The organism is Aureimonas fodinaquatilis (genome assembly GCF_008369445.1).
GTDB classification, from domain to species: domain Bacteria; phylum Pseudomonadota; class Alphaproteobacteria; order Rhizobiales; family Rhizobiaceae; genus Aureimonas; species Aureimonas fodinaquatilis.
Map to the genome: position 1 here is coordinate 97,422 of NZ_VTWH01000001.1, position 16,904 is coordinate 114,325.

The window sequence follows — 16,904 nt, forward strand, 5'->3', positions numbered from 1 at the left end:
TTTTGCCGATTTTTCGTTTTGCGCCTAGCCCCAATGGCGAGTTGCATCTGGGCCATGCCTTCAGCGCCTTGCTCAATCAGGCATTGGCATCGGTTGCCGGTGGCACTCTGCTTGTTCGCCTTGAAGATATCGATCTGGCGCGCTGTTCACCGGTTCTGGAAGCGCGGCTGCTGGACGACCTTGCCTGGCTGGGCATTGTGTCGGCACATCCGCCGCGTCGCCAGTCAGAGCATTTTGCCGATTATGCCGCCGCGCTGGAGGCCTTGCAGTCGGAGGGGCTGGTCTATCCGGCCTTCATGACCCGTGGCGATGTGCGCGAGCATGCGCAAAACTGCGAACATGCCAGCGGCATTGCATATCCGCGTGATCCAGACGGCGCCTATCTCTACCCGGGGGAGGAAAAGCGCCTTTCGCGAAGCGAGCAGCAGGCCATGGTGGACGACGGTCAGCCCTTTGCGTGGCGGCTGGACATGCAGGCCGCCTTATCGCGAACCGGACCTGTGCAATTTTGCGAGTTGAGCGGTGATGAGGGCACGGTTGAGGTTCAGGCTGAGCCGCATCTGTGGGGCGATGTTATTCTTGCCCGGCGCGACGTGCCAACCAGCTACCATCTTTCGGTTGTGGTGGATGATGCGTTGCAATCCATCAGCCACGTGGTGCGTGGTGCCGATCTGATGCCATCGACATCCGTGCATCGGGTGCTGCAATCTCTGCTCGGCCTGCCGGAGCCGCTTTACCATCACCATCGGCTTATTCTGGACGCGGACGGAGGAAAGCTTTCCAAAAGCCGGGGTTCGACCAGTCTGGCGGCTTTGCGTGCAGCAGGGCTGACTCCGCTGGACATTGCCCGCATGGTCGGCCTGCAGGATATCCAGCTCTCTGCTTCAGCCGAGATAGAGCACCCAGAACGATAGGGTGAGCGCTGACAGAGTGGTCGTCATGACGATGGCTGTGGCCGCGATAGCCTGGCCGGATTTGAAGTATGTGGCAAAGAGATAGGCATTCGCCCCGGACGGGCACGCCGCCAGCAACACGGCAATTGTCCGCCACAAAGGCGGCAAGGTGAAATAGCCGATAGCGTAAACAATGGCGGGTTGAACCATCAGTGCCAGTACACACATCATCGCGGTAATCGTGATATCGCCGCGAATGCTGAACCGGGTCAGTGTCAGGCCAAGAGAAAAAAGTGTGACCGGCCCGGCCGCCGTGGCCATCAAGGTGACCATTTCAGCCAGCGGGCCGCTGAAGGACAGGGAAGATAGTCTGAAAGCCATGCCAGCCAGAATGCCAAGGATCAACGGGCTGCGCAGAAGATTGACACAGACACTGGAAACGACCTGCATAACCGCCACCGGCGGCACGTCCTCGCCCAGGTCATGCAGGTCCAGAACTTTTGCCCGCTCGATCAGCAGAGTGGAAAAAATCATCATCACCGGCAAATGAATGGCCAGCAACGGGGCCAGCAGGTTCATGCCCTCCTGGCCGTATGTCAGATTGATGGTGGGTATGCCAACCATGACCATGTTGGAAAAGCTGGCCGCAACACCCGCAATCACACATGTGCGCCTGTCAGCGCGGGAAAAACGGCGGGCAGCCAGCATGCCGAGCGCAAAAACAATGACAATCCCGGCGAAATAGGTCAGCCAGAGCTTGACCGGGTTTTCATCGCTGAACTGAATGGTTGCCATGGTGCGAAACAGCACGGAGGGCACGGCAATGGTAAAAACAAATGCCGCCAGTCCTTCAGCAGTTCCTGCCGGCAGCAAACGAAACTTTCCGGACAGGTAACCAATCGCAATCAGGCCGAATATGGGAAGAATGGTGGAAATAATGACATTCATGAACTGACTTTACAGGCTGGCGCGGAACGGCGGACACTTTAAACCGCACGCAGACGCTGATAGGCCAGCAATGGGCGCCCGCCTGTGGTAACAGCGAATCACGTGTGGTTCGTAAGGATAGTGTAGTTTCCGATGAAACGGCTCGTTATGTTCTTCCCTGCACTATTTGTAATAGTGTGGTCCACCGGTTTTATTGGCTCAGTCTATGCCATGCCATATGCCGAACCGTTTGTTTTCCTTGTACTACGGTTCAGTCTCGCTATCGTTCTTCTGCTGCTGCTGGTTGTAACCGCCAACGCACCTTGGCCGAAGCCGAAAATCGCTGCTCATTCCATGATTGTGGGCGCCCTGATTCACGGCGTGTATCTGGGCGGTATATTCTTTGCGGTGCGATACGGCCTGCCCGCCGGAATTGCAGCGCTGATTGCCGGTATGCAACCCATTCTCACAGCGTTGATGGCCGCTGCCTTTCTGGGCGAAGCCATCAACCGGCGGCAATGGATTGGGCTGGTGCTTGGTCTGGTGGGCGTTGCCCTGGTGATTGTGCCCAAGCTTGGCGGCAATGATGTTTACAGTGCTCTCACCCTGATTCCGGCGGCTATGGCAGCTATGGGCATTGCTGTTGGCACGATATGGCAGAAAAAATTTGGCGGCAGCACCGACCTGCGAACCGGCTCCATTCTGCAATATTGCGGTGCTTTGATTCTGGTGGCGCCCTTGGCCATCGGGTTGGAAAGCTGGCAAATTGAGTGGACTGGCGAATTGATCTTTGCGCTGATCTGGCTGAGCGTGGTGCTGTCCATCGGCGCAATCTTCATGCTGATGTTCATGATCCGTGAAGGGGCCGTGTCGAAAGTCGCGTCGCTGATGTATCTGACGCCCGGCGTTACTGCGGTTATGGCCTTCATTCTGTTTGGTGAAACACTCAGCCTTGTGCAACTGTGCGGTCTGGTGCTTGCCGGCATAGGCGTGGCCGCAGCCGTGCGCAGCAAGAGGGTTTGAAGGTTAAATGAATGCAGCGTCACCCACTATGCGGCGGCGCAAACTCGTTATATGAGAACCAGCATGTCCAGTTTTCTGACCTATCTCGCTTTTGCCGTCATGATTGCCGTTGCCGTGGTGCTTCTGGCAGGTTTGCGCAACATGATGATGGGTGGCCCAGGCAATCGCTCGCAAAAGCTGATGAGGCTGCGGGTCATGTTGCAGGCCATCGCCGTCATCATCATTGTTGGTGCCCTATATTTCGCCAGATAGGCTTGAGGAACATTGCTCCATGGTGCGTTTGAACAAGATTTACACCCGCACAGGCGACAAGGGCACCACCGGCCTGGGCAATGGCGAGCGACGTGCGAAATACGATCTGCGGGTTGAAGCTTACGGTACTGTGGATGAGCTGAACTCTGTTCTGGGTGTGGTGCGGCTGCATTGTACCGCGCAAATGGACCCGATGCTTTCCACCATTCAGAACGACCTGTTCGATCTTGGGGCAGACTTGTCCACTCCACAAACCGCCAAGCCGCTGCCTTACGAGCGACTGGCAATCATCGGCTCGCAGGTTGACCGGCTCGAGCACGAAATTGACCAGATGAACGGTGACCTGGAACCGTTGAAATCATTTGTTCTGCCCGCAGGCACCCCGGCTTCCGCACATTTGCACCATGCGCGCACGGTGGCGCGGCGGGCAGAGCGGCTTATGGTGCAACTGGCGGGTGCACCGGATGAAATCGTGTCGGAAGATGCGCTGAAATATATCAACCGCCTGTCGGACTGGCTGTTTGTCGCAGCACGTTTTGCCAACAATATCGGCAAGGATGACGTGCTGTGGGTGCCTGGCGGCAGTCGATGAACTTTGACGTTAACGTAAAATGCTAATATGTCCTCTGCAGGCCCGATGCTCCGGGAAGATCCATCAAGGGAGAGCGATTGTTTCATGAAAATACTTGTCTGCGTGAAGCGCGTCGTGGATTACAACGTCAAAATTCGTGTCAAAGCGGATGGAAGCGGCGTTGACCTCGCCAATGTCAAAATGAGCATGAACCCTTTTGACGAGATTGCCGTGGAAGAGGCAATTCGGCTGAAGGAAAAAGGCGGAGTTTCCGAAATCGTTGTGGCATCCATTGGCCCGGCGCAGGCACAGGAAACCATTCGCACGGCTCTGGCCATGGGTGCCGATCGCGGTATTCTGGTCAAGGCAGAGGGCCGGGTTGAACCGCTGGCGGTAGCGAAAATACTGAAACAACTGGTCGAGACCGAAGCTCCTGATCTGGTGATTCTGGGCAAGCAGGCCATCGATGATGATTCAAATCAGACTGGCCAGATGCTGGCGGCTCTGCTGGGCTGGGCACAGGGGACATTTGCTTCGAAACTGGAACTGGGTGACGGCCAGGCGCTTGTAACGCGTGAGGTGGACGGCGGCTTGCAGACGCTGAACCTGAAATTGCCCGCCATTGTCACCACGGATCTGCGGCTGAACGAGCCGCGCTACGCTTCGCTGCCAAACATCATGAAGGCCAAGAAAAAACCGCTGGATGAAAAGGCGGTTGAAGACTTTGGTGTTGATGTGACGCCGCGTCTTGAGGTTCTGACCACGTCTGAACCCGCCAAGCGGCAGGCAGGTGTAATCGTTGGCTCGGTGGACGAGTTGATCGGCAAGCTGAAAAACGAAGCTGGACTGCTTTAAGCTGAGGAACTGACATGACGACGCTTTTGATTGCTGAACATGACAACAAGTCTCTTTCGGGTGAAACAGGCAAGGCGCTGACAGCGGCAAGCCAGCTTGGCGCGCCGGTGCATATTCTGGTGGCGGGGCAGGGGGTTGCCTCGGTGGCTGCGGCCGCTGGTGCTTTGGCCAATGTTGAAAAAGTGCTGCTGGTCGACGATGCGGCTTATGCGCATGGACTGGCCGAACCTTTGGCCGACCTGATTGTCAAACTGGCTGGCGCCTATGATGCGATTGTTGCACCAGCCACGACAACCGGGAAAAATGTGGCGCCGCGTATTGCCGCCCTTCTGGACGTGATGCAGGTCTCTGATGTCATTGCGGTTGATTCCGCCGATACGTTTCAGCGGCCGATTTATGCTGGCAACGCCATTGAAAAAGTGCGCTCCAAAGATGCGCGCAAAGTGCTGACTGTGCGCACAGCCGCTTTTGCTGAAACGCAGGGTGGCGGCGCTGCTCCGGTGGAAACACTGGAAGGTGCCGGCAACAATGGCATTTCCAGCTTTGTCAGCGAAGATGTTGCGGCATCCGAACGCCCGGAACTTTCTGCGGCAAAGGTTATCGTGTCCGGCGGCAGGGCGCTGGGCAGCCGCGAAAAATTTGAAGAGGTTGTGCTGCCGCTGGCCGATAAGCTTGGTGCTGCGGTGGGCGCTTCACGTGCTGCGGTGGATGCCGGTTACGCGCCCAATGACTGGCAGGTCGGCCAGACTGGCAAGGTGGTGGCACCGGATCTGTATGTTGCGCTGGGCATTTCCGGCGCTATCCAGCATCTGGCTGGCATGAAGGACTCCAAGGTCATCGTCGCCATCAACAAGGATGCAGATGCGCCGATTTTTCAGGTCGCCGATTATGGACTGGTGGGCGATCTGTTCCAGATCGTGCCGGAACTGCAATCAAAACTATAAAAACATAACATCAATCCATGCAGCGCAGGCTGTGCGCTGCATGTGAGGGGAGGGTTCACTATGGTGGATATCCGCACGGTCGCGGTTGTGGGAGCTGGGCAGATGGGCGGCGGTATTGCGCATGTGAGCGCGATGGCCGGCTATGACGTCATCCTGCAGGATGTCAGTCTTGAGCGTGCACAACAGGGCGTTGAGCGGATTGCTGCCAATATGGCGCGTCAGGTCGCATCCGGCAAACTCAGCGAGGCGGACAAGGCAGCTTCCATTGCACGCATCAGCGCCGCTGATGGTGTGAAAGCTCTGGCCAAAGCGGACCTGGTGATTGAGGCGGCCACGGAGGAAGAGGCGGTCAAACGCCGGATCTTCCAGCAAATCTGTCCGGAATTGAAGCCGGAGGCCATTCTGGCAACAAACACCTCGTCGATTTCCATCACGCGACTGGCCTCATCCACCGACCGGCCGGAACAGTTTGTCGGCATTCACTTCATGAATCCGGTGCCGGTTATGAAGCTGGTGGAACTGGTGCGTGGAATTGCGACATCGGATGAAACATTCCAGGCGGCGCGCGGGTTTTCGTCCAATCTGGATAAAGTGACGACAATTTCGGAAGATTTCCCGGGCTTTATTGTCAACCGCATCCTTATGCCAATGATCAACGAGGCAATTTACACCCTGTATGAGGGCGTTGGCTCCGTGGAAAGCATCGACAATTCCTTGCGTCTTGGCGCCAATCATCCGATGGGGCCGCTGCAACTGGCAGATTTCATAGGTCTGGACACGTGCCTTTCCATCATGCAGGTGCTGCATGATGGTCTGGCGGATTCCAAATACCGTCCCTGCCCATTGCTGGTCAAATATGTCGAGGCGGGGTGGCTTGGCCGGAAGACCAAGCGCGGATTCTATGACTATCGCGGAGAAACGCCCGTTCCTACCCGCTGAAAGCCTTGCAGACATTGTATCAGATCACTGCGCTTCCTGTTTTCAACGGTGCAGTGACTCTGACGCGCGACTATCCAGACGGGTTCAGGCGTGATCTGCTTCAAATGTGGTCTGGGTGATGCGGTCGCGGCCATTGCTTTTGCTGATATAAAGCTGGCTGTCGGCGTGATGCGTCCACATGTCTGCAGTCATGCCTTGCAGGCACCGCGCTGTTGCAATTCCCATGCTCACGGTCACATAGGGGCCAATATCGGATTTCTGATGCGGAATGTTCAGGGCGCGCACCTGTTGTTGAATCTCCCGAGCCACTGAATACGCCATATCGGCATCGGCACCCGGCAAAACGCAGGCAAACTCTTCCCCGCCATATCTTGCCGGAAGATCAGAGGTCCGTTTGACAGCGCGGTTCATGGCAGAAGCAACCATGGTGATGCATCTGTCTCCGGCGGGGTGGCCGTAGGTGTCGTTGAACTGTTTGAAAAAGTCGATATCCACCATGATAACCGAAAGATACTCCTCGTTTCGCGACAGGCGGGAGGTTTCGGTTTTCAGGGTTTGCTCAAGCCGGCGTCGGTTGCTCAAACCCGTCAAGGCATCGGTCACTGCAATTTCGGCCAATTGGTCGCGCAGTCGCTTCAATTCCACATGGTTGCCCACACGGGCCTTCAGGATGATGGGCTGAATGGGCTTGGTAACATAGTCGATTGCGCCGAGCATCAGGCCGCGCACTTCATCTTCCGTGTCGCCCAGCCCGGTGGTGAAAATCACCGGAACATCGGCCATCAACTCATCTGTCTTAAGCTGTCGGCACACCTCAAATCCATCAATTCCCGGCAGCAGAATGTCGAGAAGAATGAGATCGGGAAATATAGTGCGTGCAATCTCCAGCGCCTGCTCGCCACTTGTGGCAAAGCAAATCTCGTAATCATCTTCCAGAATGGCGTTCATAATTTCGATATTCGAAATTTCGTCATCCACGATCAGAATTGTAGACTTGTGCGTCATGTGCTCTCACAATCCACTTCAGGCATTCAGAGCGGTTTCACGGTCAAGAAGGATCAGGGCCTGATCATAATCCAGCCGATCCAGTGCAAGCCGGATCGGATGTTGCTTTGCGTCCTGCCCATTAAGGCCTACGGCTGCGGCATATGCATCAAAACCGCCTCTGGCCTGCAGGCTGCGGCGCTTGATCTGATCACGAAGCTGGTCACGCTCCGCGCTTGAATCCTGCCGATCCAGCGCGATTCCCGCGGGCGCTTGCGGCGCCACAACCGCGGGCGAGAGTCGTCGTGCGGCTGCGATTGCCGGTTCCACCAGAAGCTTCAGCTCTGCAATATTGTCGCCAATTCCATCCAGTTCGTCAGACGCCAGCCTACGCTCAATCGCGGCAGACTTTTCCTGAACCTCCAGAAGTTCCAGAGAGCCAGCCACACCTTTCAGCGTATGCGCCAGCCGCCTTGCGTCGGCGATGTCGCCGGCCTGGATCAGTTTCAGCAGATCACCGCCCACATCATCATATCGTTCGCCAAAACTGATGATCAGCTTGCGCAAGAGCGGCACTTTGCCGTTCATTCTGTTCAAAGCAGCCTTGATTCCAAATGGGGGCAGATCATCGGGCAGGCCGGTTTCGACCGCCTTCACCTCAACCATCGCAGGCGGAGCCTCTGCCTTTGCGGTGACCTGCCGCAGCTTCAGCCAGCGGTTCAGGGTTTTCACCATGGCATCGGGGTCAACCGGCTTGGCTATGTGATCATTCATTCCCGCGGCAAAGCATCTTTGCCGCTCTTCCTCGTAAGCATGGGCCGTCATTGCAATGATCGGCAGCTTTTCGGCATCCCATGTCCGTCGGATAACCCCGGTCGCTTCAAGGCCGTCCATCTCCGGCATTTGAACATCCATCAGAACTGCCGAGTATCTTAAACCCTCTGCCTCAACGCGTTCGCAGGCAATAAGGCCGTTCTCAGCCGTATCAACCACCAAACCGGCATCTGTCAGCAGTTCGATGGCAATTTCGCGGTTGATCTCATTGTCTTCCACCAGCAATACGCGCAACCCGGAAAACTCCGGCTGCACCATCGGCAAACCAGGCGCAGCAGGCGCGGAGGCTCCGTCTCGCTCGGTCGTGGCGGTGATCAGATTGGTGATTGTGTCAAACAAGCCCTTTGGTTCAACAGGTTTGGAAATGAAAGCTGCAATGTCGGCTTTCTCTGCTTCGTTGATGAACTCATCATTTCCATAAGCCGTAATCATGACGATGATTGGCTTTTTCTTGATGGCCGTGTTTGACCGCATTGCCTGGACAGTTTCCATGCCGTCCATGCCGGGCATTTTCCAGTCCAGCAGAACAACGTCGAAAGGCTTGTTTGCCGAGGCCGCAATTTCCATGGCGCCAATGACTTCCGGGCCGGAAGCAACCAGATCGACATTGAGGCCCCATTCCAGGAATATTTCCTGAATGATCTGGCGGGCAGCCGGGTTGTCATCGGCCACAAGAATGCGCAATTGCAAAAATGCGTCTGATGGTACGCAGGCTTCATCAGCGCTTCTGTTGTCGAGAGCCAGTTCAAGCGAAAATGTAAAAGTGCTGCCAACGCCCAGTTCGCTGGCAACCCCGATCTGGCCGCCCATCTGCTCGACGATCTGTTTGCAGATGGCAAGTCCCAGTCCGGTGCCGCCAAAACGGCGCGTCGTGGAATTGTCTGCCTGATTGAAGGACTGGAACAGCGAGGCCTGCTGCTGGGCGGTCATGCCGATGCCCGCATCGCGAACCGATACCTCGATTGTGGCCGTGTTTTCCGCCAGCGAACGCAGCCGCGCGGCAATTGTGACATCGCCTTTCTGGGTGAATTTCACAGCATTGGTCAAAAGATTGAGGATCACCTGCTTGAAGCGCAGCTCATCGCCCAGCAGCGATTTGGGAATGGCGTCATCAATCTGCGCAACAATCGTCACGCCCTTGGCGTCGGCTTCCGTAGCCATCAGAGCGCGCAGGCTTTCAACAGACGCACGCAGTTCGAACGGATGCGTTTCCATCGTCAGCTTGCCAGCTTCATTTTTTGAGAAATCCAGAATGTCGTTGATGAGCCGCAAAAGCGATCCGGCAGCATTGCTGATCTTTGTAACGTAGTCTCGCTGTTTTGGGTCCAGGTCTGTGCGCTGCGCCAGATGGCAGAATCCGAGAATGGCGTTCATCGGTGTGCGGATTTCGTGGCTGATATTCGCCAGGAACAGGCTCTTGGCTTCGTTTGCGTCTTCAGCCTCTTTGGTGCGCTGTTCCAACGCATCATTCTTGGCCACAATTTCCTCGCTCATCCGGCTGATGCGGGCAAAACTGTTGGCGACCATAACACTTAGCCAGACCAGCACGGCGGTTTGGAATGCAACAATGGCGGCGTGCAGAAGAACGCGCGACAGGTTGCCGTCACTGGGGAAAACCGCATAGGGGAGCAGATACAACAAAAGCAAATGGTGGAGGGCAATGGCGACAGCGGCTATAAGCACCGCGCGCTTGTCAAACCAGGCAATGGTCAGCGCCAGCATGGCAAAAAAGTACATGTGCATATCCATTTGCCATGGCTGGCCGCGCAGCAAATAGAGCAACAATGCAGGTTCCAGAACAAGCGCGACGGAAGACACATAGCGTGTCACCGGCGCGGTGCCGTTGCGCAACCAAGTTATGTGGTAAACACCTGCAAGAAACGCTGCGGCCAGAGCACCGGACACAGCCGACTGGCCGGTGATCATGCCAACGATGAACAGAACCGGGACGTGCGCCCAAAGCAGATAGACCAGGAAACGCCCGAAATACTGGCGCAAACCATTCAATTCCGTGTTCATTTCTCAGCCTCGCCACTTAACGCAAAACACCCTGCGAGGCGGGGAAGCGGCAGAACAAGCCAAGCTCCTTCTGCCTGCATGCTCGACACAAAATCCGGATCAGACGACGCCGCAAGGACGATGTTCGAAAAGCCCCCGAACTCCAGAAAGCCACCGCCGGTGGATGAAATCTGCCGGATTGTCTGGACAGTATCGGCCCAGGGCGCAGTTACAATGACATACTGTCCGCGGTCTTCCGAGCTCGCCGCAAAAGCAATCAACAGGGCAATCAGCCCCGCAGCCAAAAGCGCGAAAGCCGGGATAAAATCACTGAATTGACTGCGTTCCCCGTTTGCGAGGCACTCCGCCTCTGCAATCTGAGTGCTTGGTGCCAATTCGCCGCCCACCCTTTATAGCTCCACTACCGACTAATTTGGTATAATGTCTACATAGGATAATTATGACGATGATTTCTACCAGAAATATATAGCAATTTGGGGCATTCTCACTTTTTCACGAAAAAGCGAAAATACCCCAAAACAGCAGGAGGAACTGAAGTCTGGTTTAAGCGACGTCTTCCTTGACGGTGTCTGCGCCCTCGGCAATCACCGCATGGCGTTCCTGTGTTTTAAGTTCATCCAGCGCCGGCATGGACATGATGTTGTAGCCGGCATCGACATAGTGAACTTCGCCGGTTACGCCATTTGCCAGATCAGACAGAAGATAAAGCGTGGCTCCGCCGACCTCATCAATGGTGACATTCCGGCGCATCGGCGAATTGCGTCGCTGATAGTTCAGCATCAATCTTGCATCGGAAACTCCGGCGCCTGCCAGTGTGCGCACCGGGCCTGCGGAAACGCCGTTGACCCGGATATTGCGCGGACCAAAATCTGCAGCCAGATAGCGCACGGAGGCTTCAAGAGCCGCTTTGGCTACACCCATCACATTATAGTTCGGCATGACGCGCTGCGAACCATCATAGGTCAGGGTTGCCAATGAGCCGCCATTGTTCATGATCCGCGCTGCGCGGCGGGCAATCTCGGTGAAGGAGAAGCAGGAGATCACCATTGTCCGGACAAAGTTTTCACGGGTGGTATCTGCGTAAAGGCCCTTCAATTCGTTCTTGTCGGAAAAGGCCAGGGCGTGGACAACAAAGTCAATCTTGCCCCATTCCCGTTCAAGAGTAGCAAAAACCTCATCAACGGTGGAAATGTCTTCCACGTCGCAATTCATCAGAAGATTGCAGCCCACTTCTTCCGCCAGTGGACGCACCCGCTTGCCGAATGCGTCTCCCTGATAGGTCAAAGCCAGTTCCGCACCTTGCCCGGCAAGCGCTTTTGTAACGCCCCAGGCAATGGAGTTGTGGTTGGCGACGCCCATTACAAGGCCGCGCTTTCCCTTCATCAGGTCGCCCATGGCCATCCCCTGTTTCTGTTCCTGTCCGGTATTTACAGGCTCGATCCCATAAACGCCCGAAACCCTTTATTTTTTACCGCAATTCGAAGTTCAGACCACTTTTCGCGAATGGTTAGATGCGGCGGAAGACCAGCGTGGCATTTGTTCCACCAAATCCGAAGGAGTTGGATAGAACCGTGTCAATTTTGGCATTGTCGATGCGTTCCCGCACGACGGGGATGTCGGAAAATTCCGGATCCAGCTCATCAACATGGGCGCTTTTGGCAATGAACTTGTCGCGCATCATCAACAGGGAATAAATTGCCTCCTGCACGCCCGTTGCGCCCAGTGAATGGCCGGTCAGTGATTTTGTTGCCGAAATTGGCGGAATATTGTTGCCAAAGACTTCCCGAATTGCCTGAACTTCCATGCGGTCGCCGACCGGTGTCGAGGTGGCATGCGGGTTGATGTAATCAACGGCAGTGTCCACGCTGGCCAGAGCCTGCTGCATGCAACGCACGGCACCTTCGCCGGAAGGTGCCACCATGTCATAGCCGTCGGATGTGGCGCCATAGCCAACCACTTCCGCATAGATGTGCGCACCACGCGCCACCGCATGTTCGTACTCTTCCAGAACCAGCACACCAGCACCGCCGGCAATGACAAATCCGTCGCGGTCTTTGTCATAAGCTCTGGAGGCAACGGATGCATTGTCGTTGAAGTTTGACGACATAGCGCCCATCGCGTCAAACAGCGACGAGAGGGTCCAGTTCAATTCTTCGCAGCCGCCAGCGAATATGATGTCCTGCTTGCCAACCTGAATCGTCTCATACGCATTGCCAATGCAGTGATTGGACGTGGCGCAGGCCGAAGAAATGGAATAGTTGACGCCTTTGATCTTGAACCATGTGGCCAGCGTTGCAGAGGCGGTGGAGCCCATGGCCTTTGGCACGCTGGTCGGCCCGATGCGCTTTGGCCCGCCCTTGTTGAGCGTAATGTCCGCCGCCTGCACAATCGTGTGGGTCGATGCGCCACCCGAACCCATGATGATGCCGGTGCGCGGGTTGGAAATCATGTCTTCGGTCAGCTTGGCATCGGCAATTGCCTGATCCATGGCAACATGGTTCCATGCAGTGCCACCTCCATGAAAGCGCAGTGCGCGCCGGTCAAGCAGGGTTGTTGGGTCCAGCGTCGGCTTGCCATAAACCCGGCAGCGGAAGTTCAGTTCGGCATATTCTTCCGAAAAGGTAATGCCGGAACGCGATTCCTTGAGGGATTGAGCAACCTCTTCAACATTGTTGCCAATGGAGGAGACAATACCCATTCCGGTGACGACGACACGCTTCATATGGTTCGTTCCTTTACCGATGCTGCCAGCGGCTTATGCCGCATCCTGGTCTTGAAAAAGGCCAACGCGCAAATTGCTTGCGCGGTAGATGATTTCGCCATCGGCTTTCATCCAGCCTTCTGCAATGCCAAGCTTGAGTTTTGAGCGCATGACGCGGCGAAACTCCACACCGTATTCAACCAGTTTGACGTCCGGTGTAACCTGACCGGTAAATTTAACCTCGCCCACACCCAGGGCCCGGCCACGGCCTGGCTCTCCGAGCCAGCCAAGAAAAAAGCCGGTCATCTGCCACAAGGCATCCAGCCCCAGACAGCCGGGCATGACCGGATCGCCCTGAAAATGGCAATCGAAAAACCAGAGATCCGGATTGACGTCGAACTCCGCGCGGATGATGCCCTTGCCAAACTCACCGCCGGTTTCACTGACCTCTGTGATCCGGTCAAACATCAGCATTGGCGGCAGGGGCAGCTGCGCATTGCCAGGGCCGAACAACTCTCCCCGGCCGCAGGAGAGAATTTCGTCCTTGCTGAACTGCGTCTGTCTGGTTTCCATGGTACTGCCTGCCACTCTTCCGCTTACCTGAGGCATGAGGAACAGCGGATGAAAGCTGGCCCATTGCCTTTGATTTTTCAAACGCCCATAGCACGGCTAGGACACGGGGCAAATCCCGTAACAAACCTATGCTGCCAGTTGGGCACCGTAAATTCATAAAATTACATGTACCATGTATGAATTCGTTTCCTCAGATACCCATATCATCGGGATAAGATTTGTTTTTCCACCTTAGAAAGACTATCTCTTGCATGTGTGAACGATTATTCGTAAAAGTGGACAAACGCAGTCAAGTTATAAATGGTGAATGCAATGGGTGATCAGACATTGGGTAAGTCCGCAGCGGTTGTGCAGCATGCCTCTTTCTGCGTGTTTGAGCGCCTGCGTGCCGCCGGGCTGCGTCCTACACGCCAGCGTGTTGCATTGTGCAATCTGATCTTCGGAATTGGCGACCGTCACCTTTCTGCTGAAGAACTGCACGAGGAAGCGCACAAGGCAGGCGAACCCGTTTCACTGGCCACGGTGTACAACACTCTGCATCAGTTCACCGATGTTGGCCTGGTACGCCCGCTCTCGGGAGAGGGCCAGCGCACTTATTTTGACACGAACACCTCTGACCATCACCATTTCTTCCTGGAAGAAGAAAATATGATGCTGGACATTCCCGATGGCACCTTGTCCATCGACAATCTTCCGGAGCCACCTGAAGGCATGGAAATTGTTAATGTTGACGTGGTGGTCCGGCTTCGTCGCAAGCGCGTTTAAAGCGCGATTTTCTCGCCATATTCCGGCGGGCCCGGTTCTAGAACACCTCGTCCGGGTAAACGCCCCACAACTGGTTTTGCGCAACAAAGCCCTTGCGGTCCGCCACATCCACACGGCACCATGTTCCGGTGCAGTTCTCAACCTTCATCACCACGCCGGGCTCCAGCCTGGCCACCACTGCGGCCTCCTCGACATTGTTGCGCCGGACGTCAATATGCACGTCCTGGCCAGACAGCCACGGGGCGGCTATCGCTGACCGTTCGCCAGACAGCAACGAATAATAAATCCAGCCCTCAGAGCCCTCACTGTCGCGCACACGCCGCCATTGCTCGAATTCCTGAATGATTTCCATGGGCAGGCCGCGTTTGGTGAACAGCCACGATATCGGAAAGTCGCGCCCGGGGCCGACCCGCAGATTGGCGCGTTCAGCTTTCAGGGAAACAAAGCGGGGAAGGGGCAATCTGCTGGAAGAGGCTGCGGCGGTGTCGTTTGCAGTGGCATCTTGGGATTGCGCCACGCTGATTGGGGCAGCATACAGGATGAAAGCCGCGAGAACCGCGATTGATCGGTTGATGAATTGACGTCCCACAGCGGCTCTTTCTTCATTGCGAGTTTGATGGCTCCGGGAGGTTTGGTACATATGCGGATGTTCGAACCCGGAGCCGCAATCGGATTATCGAATATTTTGGGTTAACAACCCATTCTTTCCACACGCTGTTCGCATCGTTTTGTATTGATCCTGTGCTATTCAGGGCGCAAGTGTACGCGTAGAGGAGGCCGTGCCCGCGGATGACTGAAAACAGTACATTGGTTGTTGCCCTGACGCGCAAACTGCCGGAAGGCATTGAAAAGCGTATGGCAGAATTGTTTGACCTGATTGCGCACCGGCATGATCGGGCAATGACCCGTCGGGAATTGCAGACTGCTGTGGAAACCGCGGATGTGCTGGTGCCCACGCTTTCAGACTCAATTGACGCAGAGCTTTTGAGCCATGCCAGCCCCCGGTTGAAACTGATTGCCCAGTACGGTGCCGGCACAGACAATATCGATATAGACGCCGCACACCGCGCTGGCATTACCGTGACCAATACGTCCAATGTTCTGAACGAAGACACGGCGGATATGACTATGGCCCTGATTCTGGCGGGTCAACGCCGCCTGGTTGAAGGCAGCCGGCAACTTCTGTCCGACGGGGCCTGGCCGGGCTGGTCGCCAGATTTCATGCTGGGCAAACGCCTGTCGGGCAAAAAGCTCGGAATCCTGGGAATGGGGCGTATTGGCACTGCGGTGGCCCGGCGCGCCAGGGCTTTCGGTCTGGAGATTCACTATCACAACCGTTCACCCGTCAGCAGCAAAACGGAAACTGAACTGGCGGCAACCTATTGGGACAGCCTGGACCAGATGTTGCCGAAGGTGGACATTCTGTCGGTCAATTGCCCTTACACGCCTGCCACTTATCATTTGCTGTCACGCAGACGTTTGAGCCTCATGCAGCCGGAAGCCTTCCTGATCAACACGGCGCGAGGGGAAATTATCGACGAACCTGCGCTGATTGATCTTCTGGAGCAGGGAAAGATTGGTGGCGCCGGGCTGGATGTGTTTGAGGCGCAGCCAACACTGGATCCGCGTCTGGTGCGGCTTGCTCAGGAAAACCGCGTTATTCTGCTGCCACACATGGCGTCGGCCACACGTGAGGCGCGGATTGATATGGGTGAGAAAGTGATCATCAACATCCGCACCTTCATGGATGGGCACCGCCCGCCGGACCGAATTTTGCCGAACCGGGCCTAGATCAATTCCCGCTGGAACGGGGATCGATTGACCGGCAGCACAATGCAACAGACACAGACCTGGATCATTCCGCAGCGGGATTTTGCCGCCCATAGGAAATTTCTTCAAACCGCATTCGCAGGGCGTCAACCAGCAGGAGGCGACCCAGAAGCGGGTCTCCCAGATTGCATGCCAGCTTGATTGCTTCCGTTGCTGCCATAGTGCCGAGAATTCCGGCTATGACCCCCAGAATGCCTGCCTCTGCACAGCTTGGCACAGAACCCGGTGGTGGCGCATGCGGAAACAGATCGCGCAGCGTAGGGTAAGGCTCTCCCGCAGCGTTGCGCAAATGAGGAGCAAAAACCGTCAACGAACCGGAAAAGCGCTCGATTGCCGCCTGCACCAGCGGTTTTTTGGCATCTTCGCACAGGTCTGCCACCAGGTAGCGCGTCGCAAAATTATCGGAGCCGTCCAGCACGATGTCGTAGGCCGCGACTATTTCACTGCCATTGGCTTCACTTAGCCGAACGGCATGGCCTTCAACTTTTACATGCGGATTGAGCGCTGCAAGCTTGTGCTGCGCACTGTCCAGCTTGGAACGGCCAATATCATCGGTTGCGTGCAGGATCTGGCGTTGCAGGTTGGACAGTGACACCGTGTCATCATCAACAATTCCAAGGGTGCCCACGCCTGCTGCTGCCAAGTATAGCGCCGCCGGTGAACCGATGCCCCCGGCGCCAATCAGCAGTATTCGGGCGCGTTTAAGAGCCTGCTGACCCGGTCCGCCAAATTCACGCAGCATAATATGCCGGGCGTAACGCTCCAGTTCCGGTGGAGAGAATGGGGTGGACAAG

The 16,904-nt window shown here is 56.0% G+C and carries 18 protein-coding genes and 2 pseudogenes; 9 read left to right on the top strand and 11 right to left on the bottom strand.

Annotated features, from left to right (window positions below):
• Window positions 1-2: 2 nt before the first annotated feature.
• The gene (gene gluQRS / locus FPY71_RS00515) at window positions 3-914 is read left to right on the top strand and encodes a tRNA glutamyl-Q(34) synthetase GluQRS (RefSeq protein ID WP_149298548.1); all 912 of its coding nucleotides are present in this window, start codon (window positions 3-5) and stop codon (window positions 912-914) included.
• Here the strand turns inward: gluQRS and FPY71_RS00520 are convergent.
• Entirely contained in the window at window positions 885-1,841 is a 957-nt protein-coding gene (locus FPY71_RS00520; RefSeq protein ID WP_149296575.1) for an AEC family transporter, read from the bottom strand. The genes gluQRS and FPY71_RS00520 overlap by 30 nt on opposite strands.
• A gap of 132 nt (window positions 1,842-1,973) precedes the next feature.
• On the opposite strand from FPY71_RS00520, the gene FPY71_RS00525 reads away from it, so the two are divergent.
• From FPY71_RS00525 to FPY71_RS00550, 6 genes are all read left to right on the top strand, one after another.
• Window positions 1,974-2,843: a DMT family transporter gene (locus FPY71_RS00525; protein ID WP_149296576.1), complete on the top strand. Its 870-nt coding sequence runs from the start codon at window positions 1,974-1,976 to the stop codon at window positions 2,841-2,843.
• A gap of 63 nt (window positions 2,844-2,906) precedes the next feature.
• Window positions 2,907-3,095 carry a twin transmembrane helix small protein gene (locus FPY71_RS00530; RefSeq protein WP_149296577.1) on the top strand — a complete coding sequence of 63 codons (189 nt, stop codon included), beginning with the start codon at window positions 2,907-2,909 and terminating at the stop codon, window positions 3,093-3,095.
• A gap of 19 nt (window positions 3,096-3,114) precedes the next feature.
• Window positions 3,115-3,687, top strand: a complete 573-nt coding sequence (locus FPY71_RS00535; RefSeq protein WP_149296578.1) for a cob(I)yrinic acid a,c-diamide adenosyltransferase — start codon at window positions 3,115-3,117, stop codon at window positions 3,685-3,687.
• A gap of 84 nt (window positions 3,688-3,771) precedes the next feature.
• A complete protein-coding gene (locus FPY71_RS00540; protein WP_149296579.1) occupies window positions 3,772-4,521 on the top strand; it encodes an electron transfer flavoprotein subunit beta/FixA family protein in 750 nt (249 codons plus the stop codon).
• A gap of 14 nt (window positions 4,522-4,535) precedes the next feature.
• A complete protein-coding gene (locus FPY71_RS00545) occupies window positions 4,536-5,465 on the top strand; it encodes an electron transfer flavoprotein subunit alpha/FixB family protein (protein WP_149296580.1) in 930 nt (309 codons plus the stop codon).
• Window positions 5,466-5,525: 60 nt separating this feature from the next.
• Window positions 5,526-6,404, top strand: coding sequence for a 3-hydroxybutyryl-CoA dehydrogenase (locus FPY71_RS00550; RefSeq protein ID WP_149296581.1), 879 nt, complete (start codon window positions 5,526-5,528; stop codon window positions 6,402-6,404).
• 84 nt (window positions 6,405-6,488) lie between these two features.
• On the opposite strand, the gene FPY71_RS00555 is transcribed toward FPY71_RS00550, so the two are convergent.
• The 8 genes and pseudogenes from FPY71_RS00555 to fabA form a co-directional block, all read right to left on the bottom strand.
• Window positions 6,489-7,409: a GGDEF domain-containing response regulator gene (locus tag FPY71_RS00555; protein WP_149296582.1), complete on the bottom strand. Its 921-nt coding sequence runs from the start codon at window positions 7,407-7,409 to the stop codon at window positions 6,489-6,491.
• Window positions 7,410-7,427: 18 nt separating this feature from the next.
• Window positions 7,428-8,894: a response regulator gene (locus FPY71_RS18805; protein ID WP_425457860.1), complete on the bottom strand. Its 1,467-nt coding sequence runs from the start codon at window positions 8,892-8,894 to the stop codon at window positions 7,428-7,430.
• Window positions 8,895-8,975: 81 nt separating this feature from the next.
• Window positions 8,976-9,437, bottom strand: a pseudogene (locus tag FPY71_RS18810) (ATP-binding protein); the annotation flags it as partial.
• A gap of 21 nt (window positions 9,438-9,458) precedes the next feature.
• Window positions 9,459-10,241: pseudogene (locus tag FPY71_RS18815) on the bottom strand (sensor histidine kinase); the annotation flags it as partial.
• Window positions 10,238-10,615 carry a hypothetical protein gene (locus FPY71_RS00565; RefSeq protein WP_149296584.1) on the bottom strand — a complete coding sequence of 126 codons (378 nt, stop codon included), beginning with the start codon at window positions 10,613-10,615 and terminating at the stop codon, window positions 10,238-10,240. The gene FPY71_RS00565 and the pseudogene FPY71_RS18815, both read right to left, overlap by 4 nt.
• Window positions 10,616-10,784: 169 nt before the next feature.
• Window positions 10,785-11,636 (bottom strand): enoyl-ACP reductase FabI, encoded by an 852-nt coding sequence (gene fabI, locus FPY71_RS00570; protein ID WP_149296586.1) that lies wholly within the window; start codon window positions 11,634-11,636, stop codon window positions 10,785-10,787.
• Between the two features lie 112 nt (window positions 11,637-11,748).
• On the bottom strand, window positions 11,749-12,963 hold the full coding sequence (gene fabB, locus FPY71_RS00575; RefSeq protein WP_149296588.1) for a beta-ketoacyl-ACP synthase I: 1,215 nt from the start codon (window positions 12,961-12,963) through the stop codon (window positions 11,749-11,751).
• A gap of 33 nt (window positions 12,964-12,996) precedes the next feature.
• Window positions 12,997-13,515, bottom strand: a complete 519-nt coding sequence (fabA, locus tag FPY71_RS00580) for a 3-hydroxyacyl-[acyl-carrier-protein] dehydratase FabA (RefSeq protein WP_149296590.1) — start codon at window positions 13,513-13,515, stop codon at window positions 12,997-12,999.
• Window positions 13,516-13,827: 312 nt separating this feature from the next.
• Here fabA and irrA point away from each other — a divergent pair, with 312 nt between their 5' ends.
• Entirely contained in the window at window positions 13,828-14,280 is a 453-nt protein-coding gene (gene irrA / locus FPY71_RS00585) for an iron response transcriptional regulator IrrA (RefSeq protein ID WP_149296592.1), read from the top strand.
• A 37-nt stretch (window positions 14,281-14,317) separates the two neighbouring features.
• Here the strand turns inward: irrA and FPY71_RS00590 are convergent, their stop codons facing one another.
• Window positions 14,318-14,869 (bottom strand): SH3 domain-containing protein, encoded by a 552-nt coding sequence (locus tag FPY71_RS00590; RefSeq protein ID WP_246160080.1) that lies wholly within the window; start codon window positions 14,867-14,869, stop codon window positions 14,318-14,320.
• Window positions 14,870-15,069: 200 nt separating this feature from the next.
• Here FPY71_RS00590 and FPY71_RS00595 point away from each other — a divergent pair, with 200 nt between their 5' ends.
• Window positions 15,070-16,071 carry a 2-hydroxyacid dehydrogenase gene (locus FPY71_RS00595; protein ID WP_149296595.1) on the top strand — a complete coding sequence of 334 codons (1,002 nt, stop codon included), beginning with the start codon at window positions 15,070-15,072 and terminating at the stop codon, window positions 16,069-16,071.
• A gap of 64 nt (window positions 16,072-16,135) precedes the next feature.
• Here the strand turns inward: FPY71_RS00595 and FPY71_RS00600 are convergent, their stop codons facing one another.
• On the bottom strand, window positions 16,136-16,903 hold the full coding sequence (locus FPY71_RS00600) for a HesA/MoeB/ThiF family protein (RefSeq protein WP_149298550.1): 768 nt from the start codon (window positions 16,901-16,903) through the stop codon (window positions 16,136-16,138).
• Window position 16,904: the final 1 nt, after the last annotated feature.

What these genes read in the sequence shown, in the direction of transcription:
- fabA (WP_149296590.1), bottom strand. Translation starts at nt 13,515, where the DNA reads ATGGAAACCAGACAGACGCAGTTCAGCAAGGACGAAATTCTCTCCTGC.
- FPY71_RS00530 (WP_149296577.1), top strand. Translation starts at nt 2,907, where the DNA reads ATGTCCAGTTTTCTGACCTATCTCGCTTTTGCCGTCATGATTGCCGTT.
- FPY71_RS00555 (WP_149296582.1), bottom strand. Translation starts at nt 7,409, where the DNA reads ATGACGCACAAGTCTACAATTCTGATCGTGGATGACGAAATTTCGAAT.
- FPY71_RS00550 (WP_149296581.1), top strand. Translation starts at nt 5,526, where the DNA reads ATGGTGGATATCCGCACGGTCGCGGTTGTGGGAGCTGGGCAGATGGGC.
- irrA (WP_149296592.1), top strand. Translation starts at nt 13,828, where the DNA reads ATGGGTGATCAGACATTGGGTAAGTCCGCAGCGGTTGTGCAGCATGCC.
- FPY71_RS00540 (WP_149296579.1), top strand. Translation starts at nt 3,772, where the DNA reads ATGAAAATACTTGTCTGCGTGAAGCGCGTCGTGGATTACAACGTCAAA.
- fabB (WP_149296588.1), bottom strand. Translation starts at nt 12,963, where the DNA reads ATGAAGCGTGTCGTCGTCACCGGAATGGGTATTGTCTCCTCCATTGGC.
- FPY71_RS00545 (WP_149296580.1), top strand. Translation starts at nt 4,536, where the DNA reads ATGACGACGCTTTTGATTGCTGAACATGACAACAAGTCTCTTTCGGGT.
- FPY71_RS00525 (WP_149296576.1), top strand. Translation starts at nt 1,974, where the DNA reads ATGAAACGGCTCGTTATGTTCTTCCCTGCACTATTTGTAATAGTGTGG.
- FPY71_RS00595 (WP_149296595.1), top strand. Translation starts at nt 15,070, where the DNA reads ATGACTGAAAACAGTACATTGGTTGTTGCCCTGACGCGCAAACTGCCG.
- fabI (WP_149296586.1), bottom strand. Translation starts at nt 11,636, where the DNA reads ATGGGCGACCTGATGAAGGGAAAGCGCGGCCTTGTAATGGGCGTCGCC.
- FPY71_RS00535 (WP_149296578.1), top strand. Translation starts at nt 3,115, where the DNA reads ATGGTGCGTTTGAACAAGATTTACACCCGCACAGGCGACAAGGGCACC.
- FPY71_RS00520 (WP_149296575.1), bottom strand. Translation starts at nt 1,841, where the DNA reads ATGAATGTCATTATTTCCACCATTCTTCCCATATTCGGCCTGATTGCG.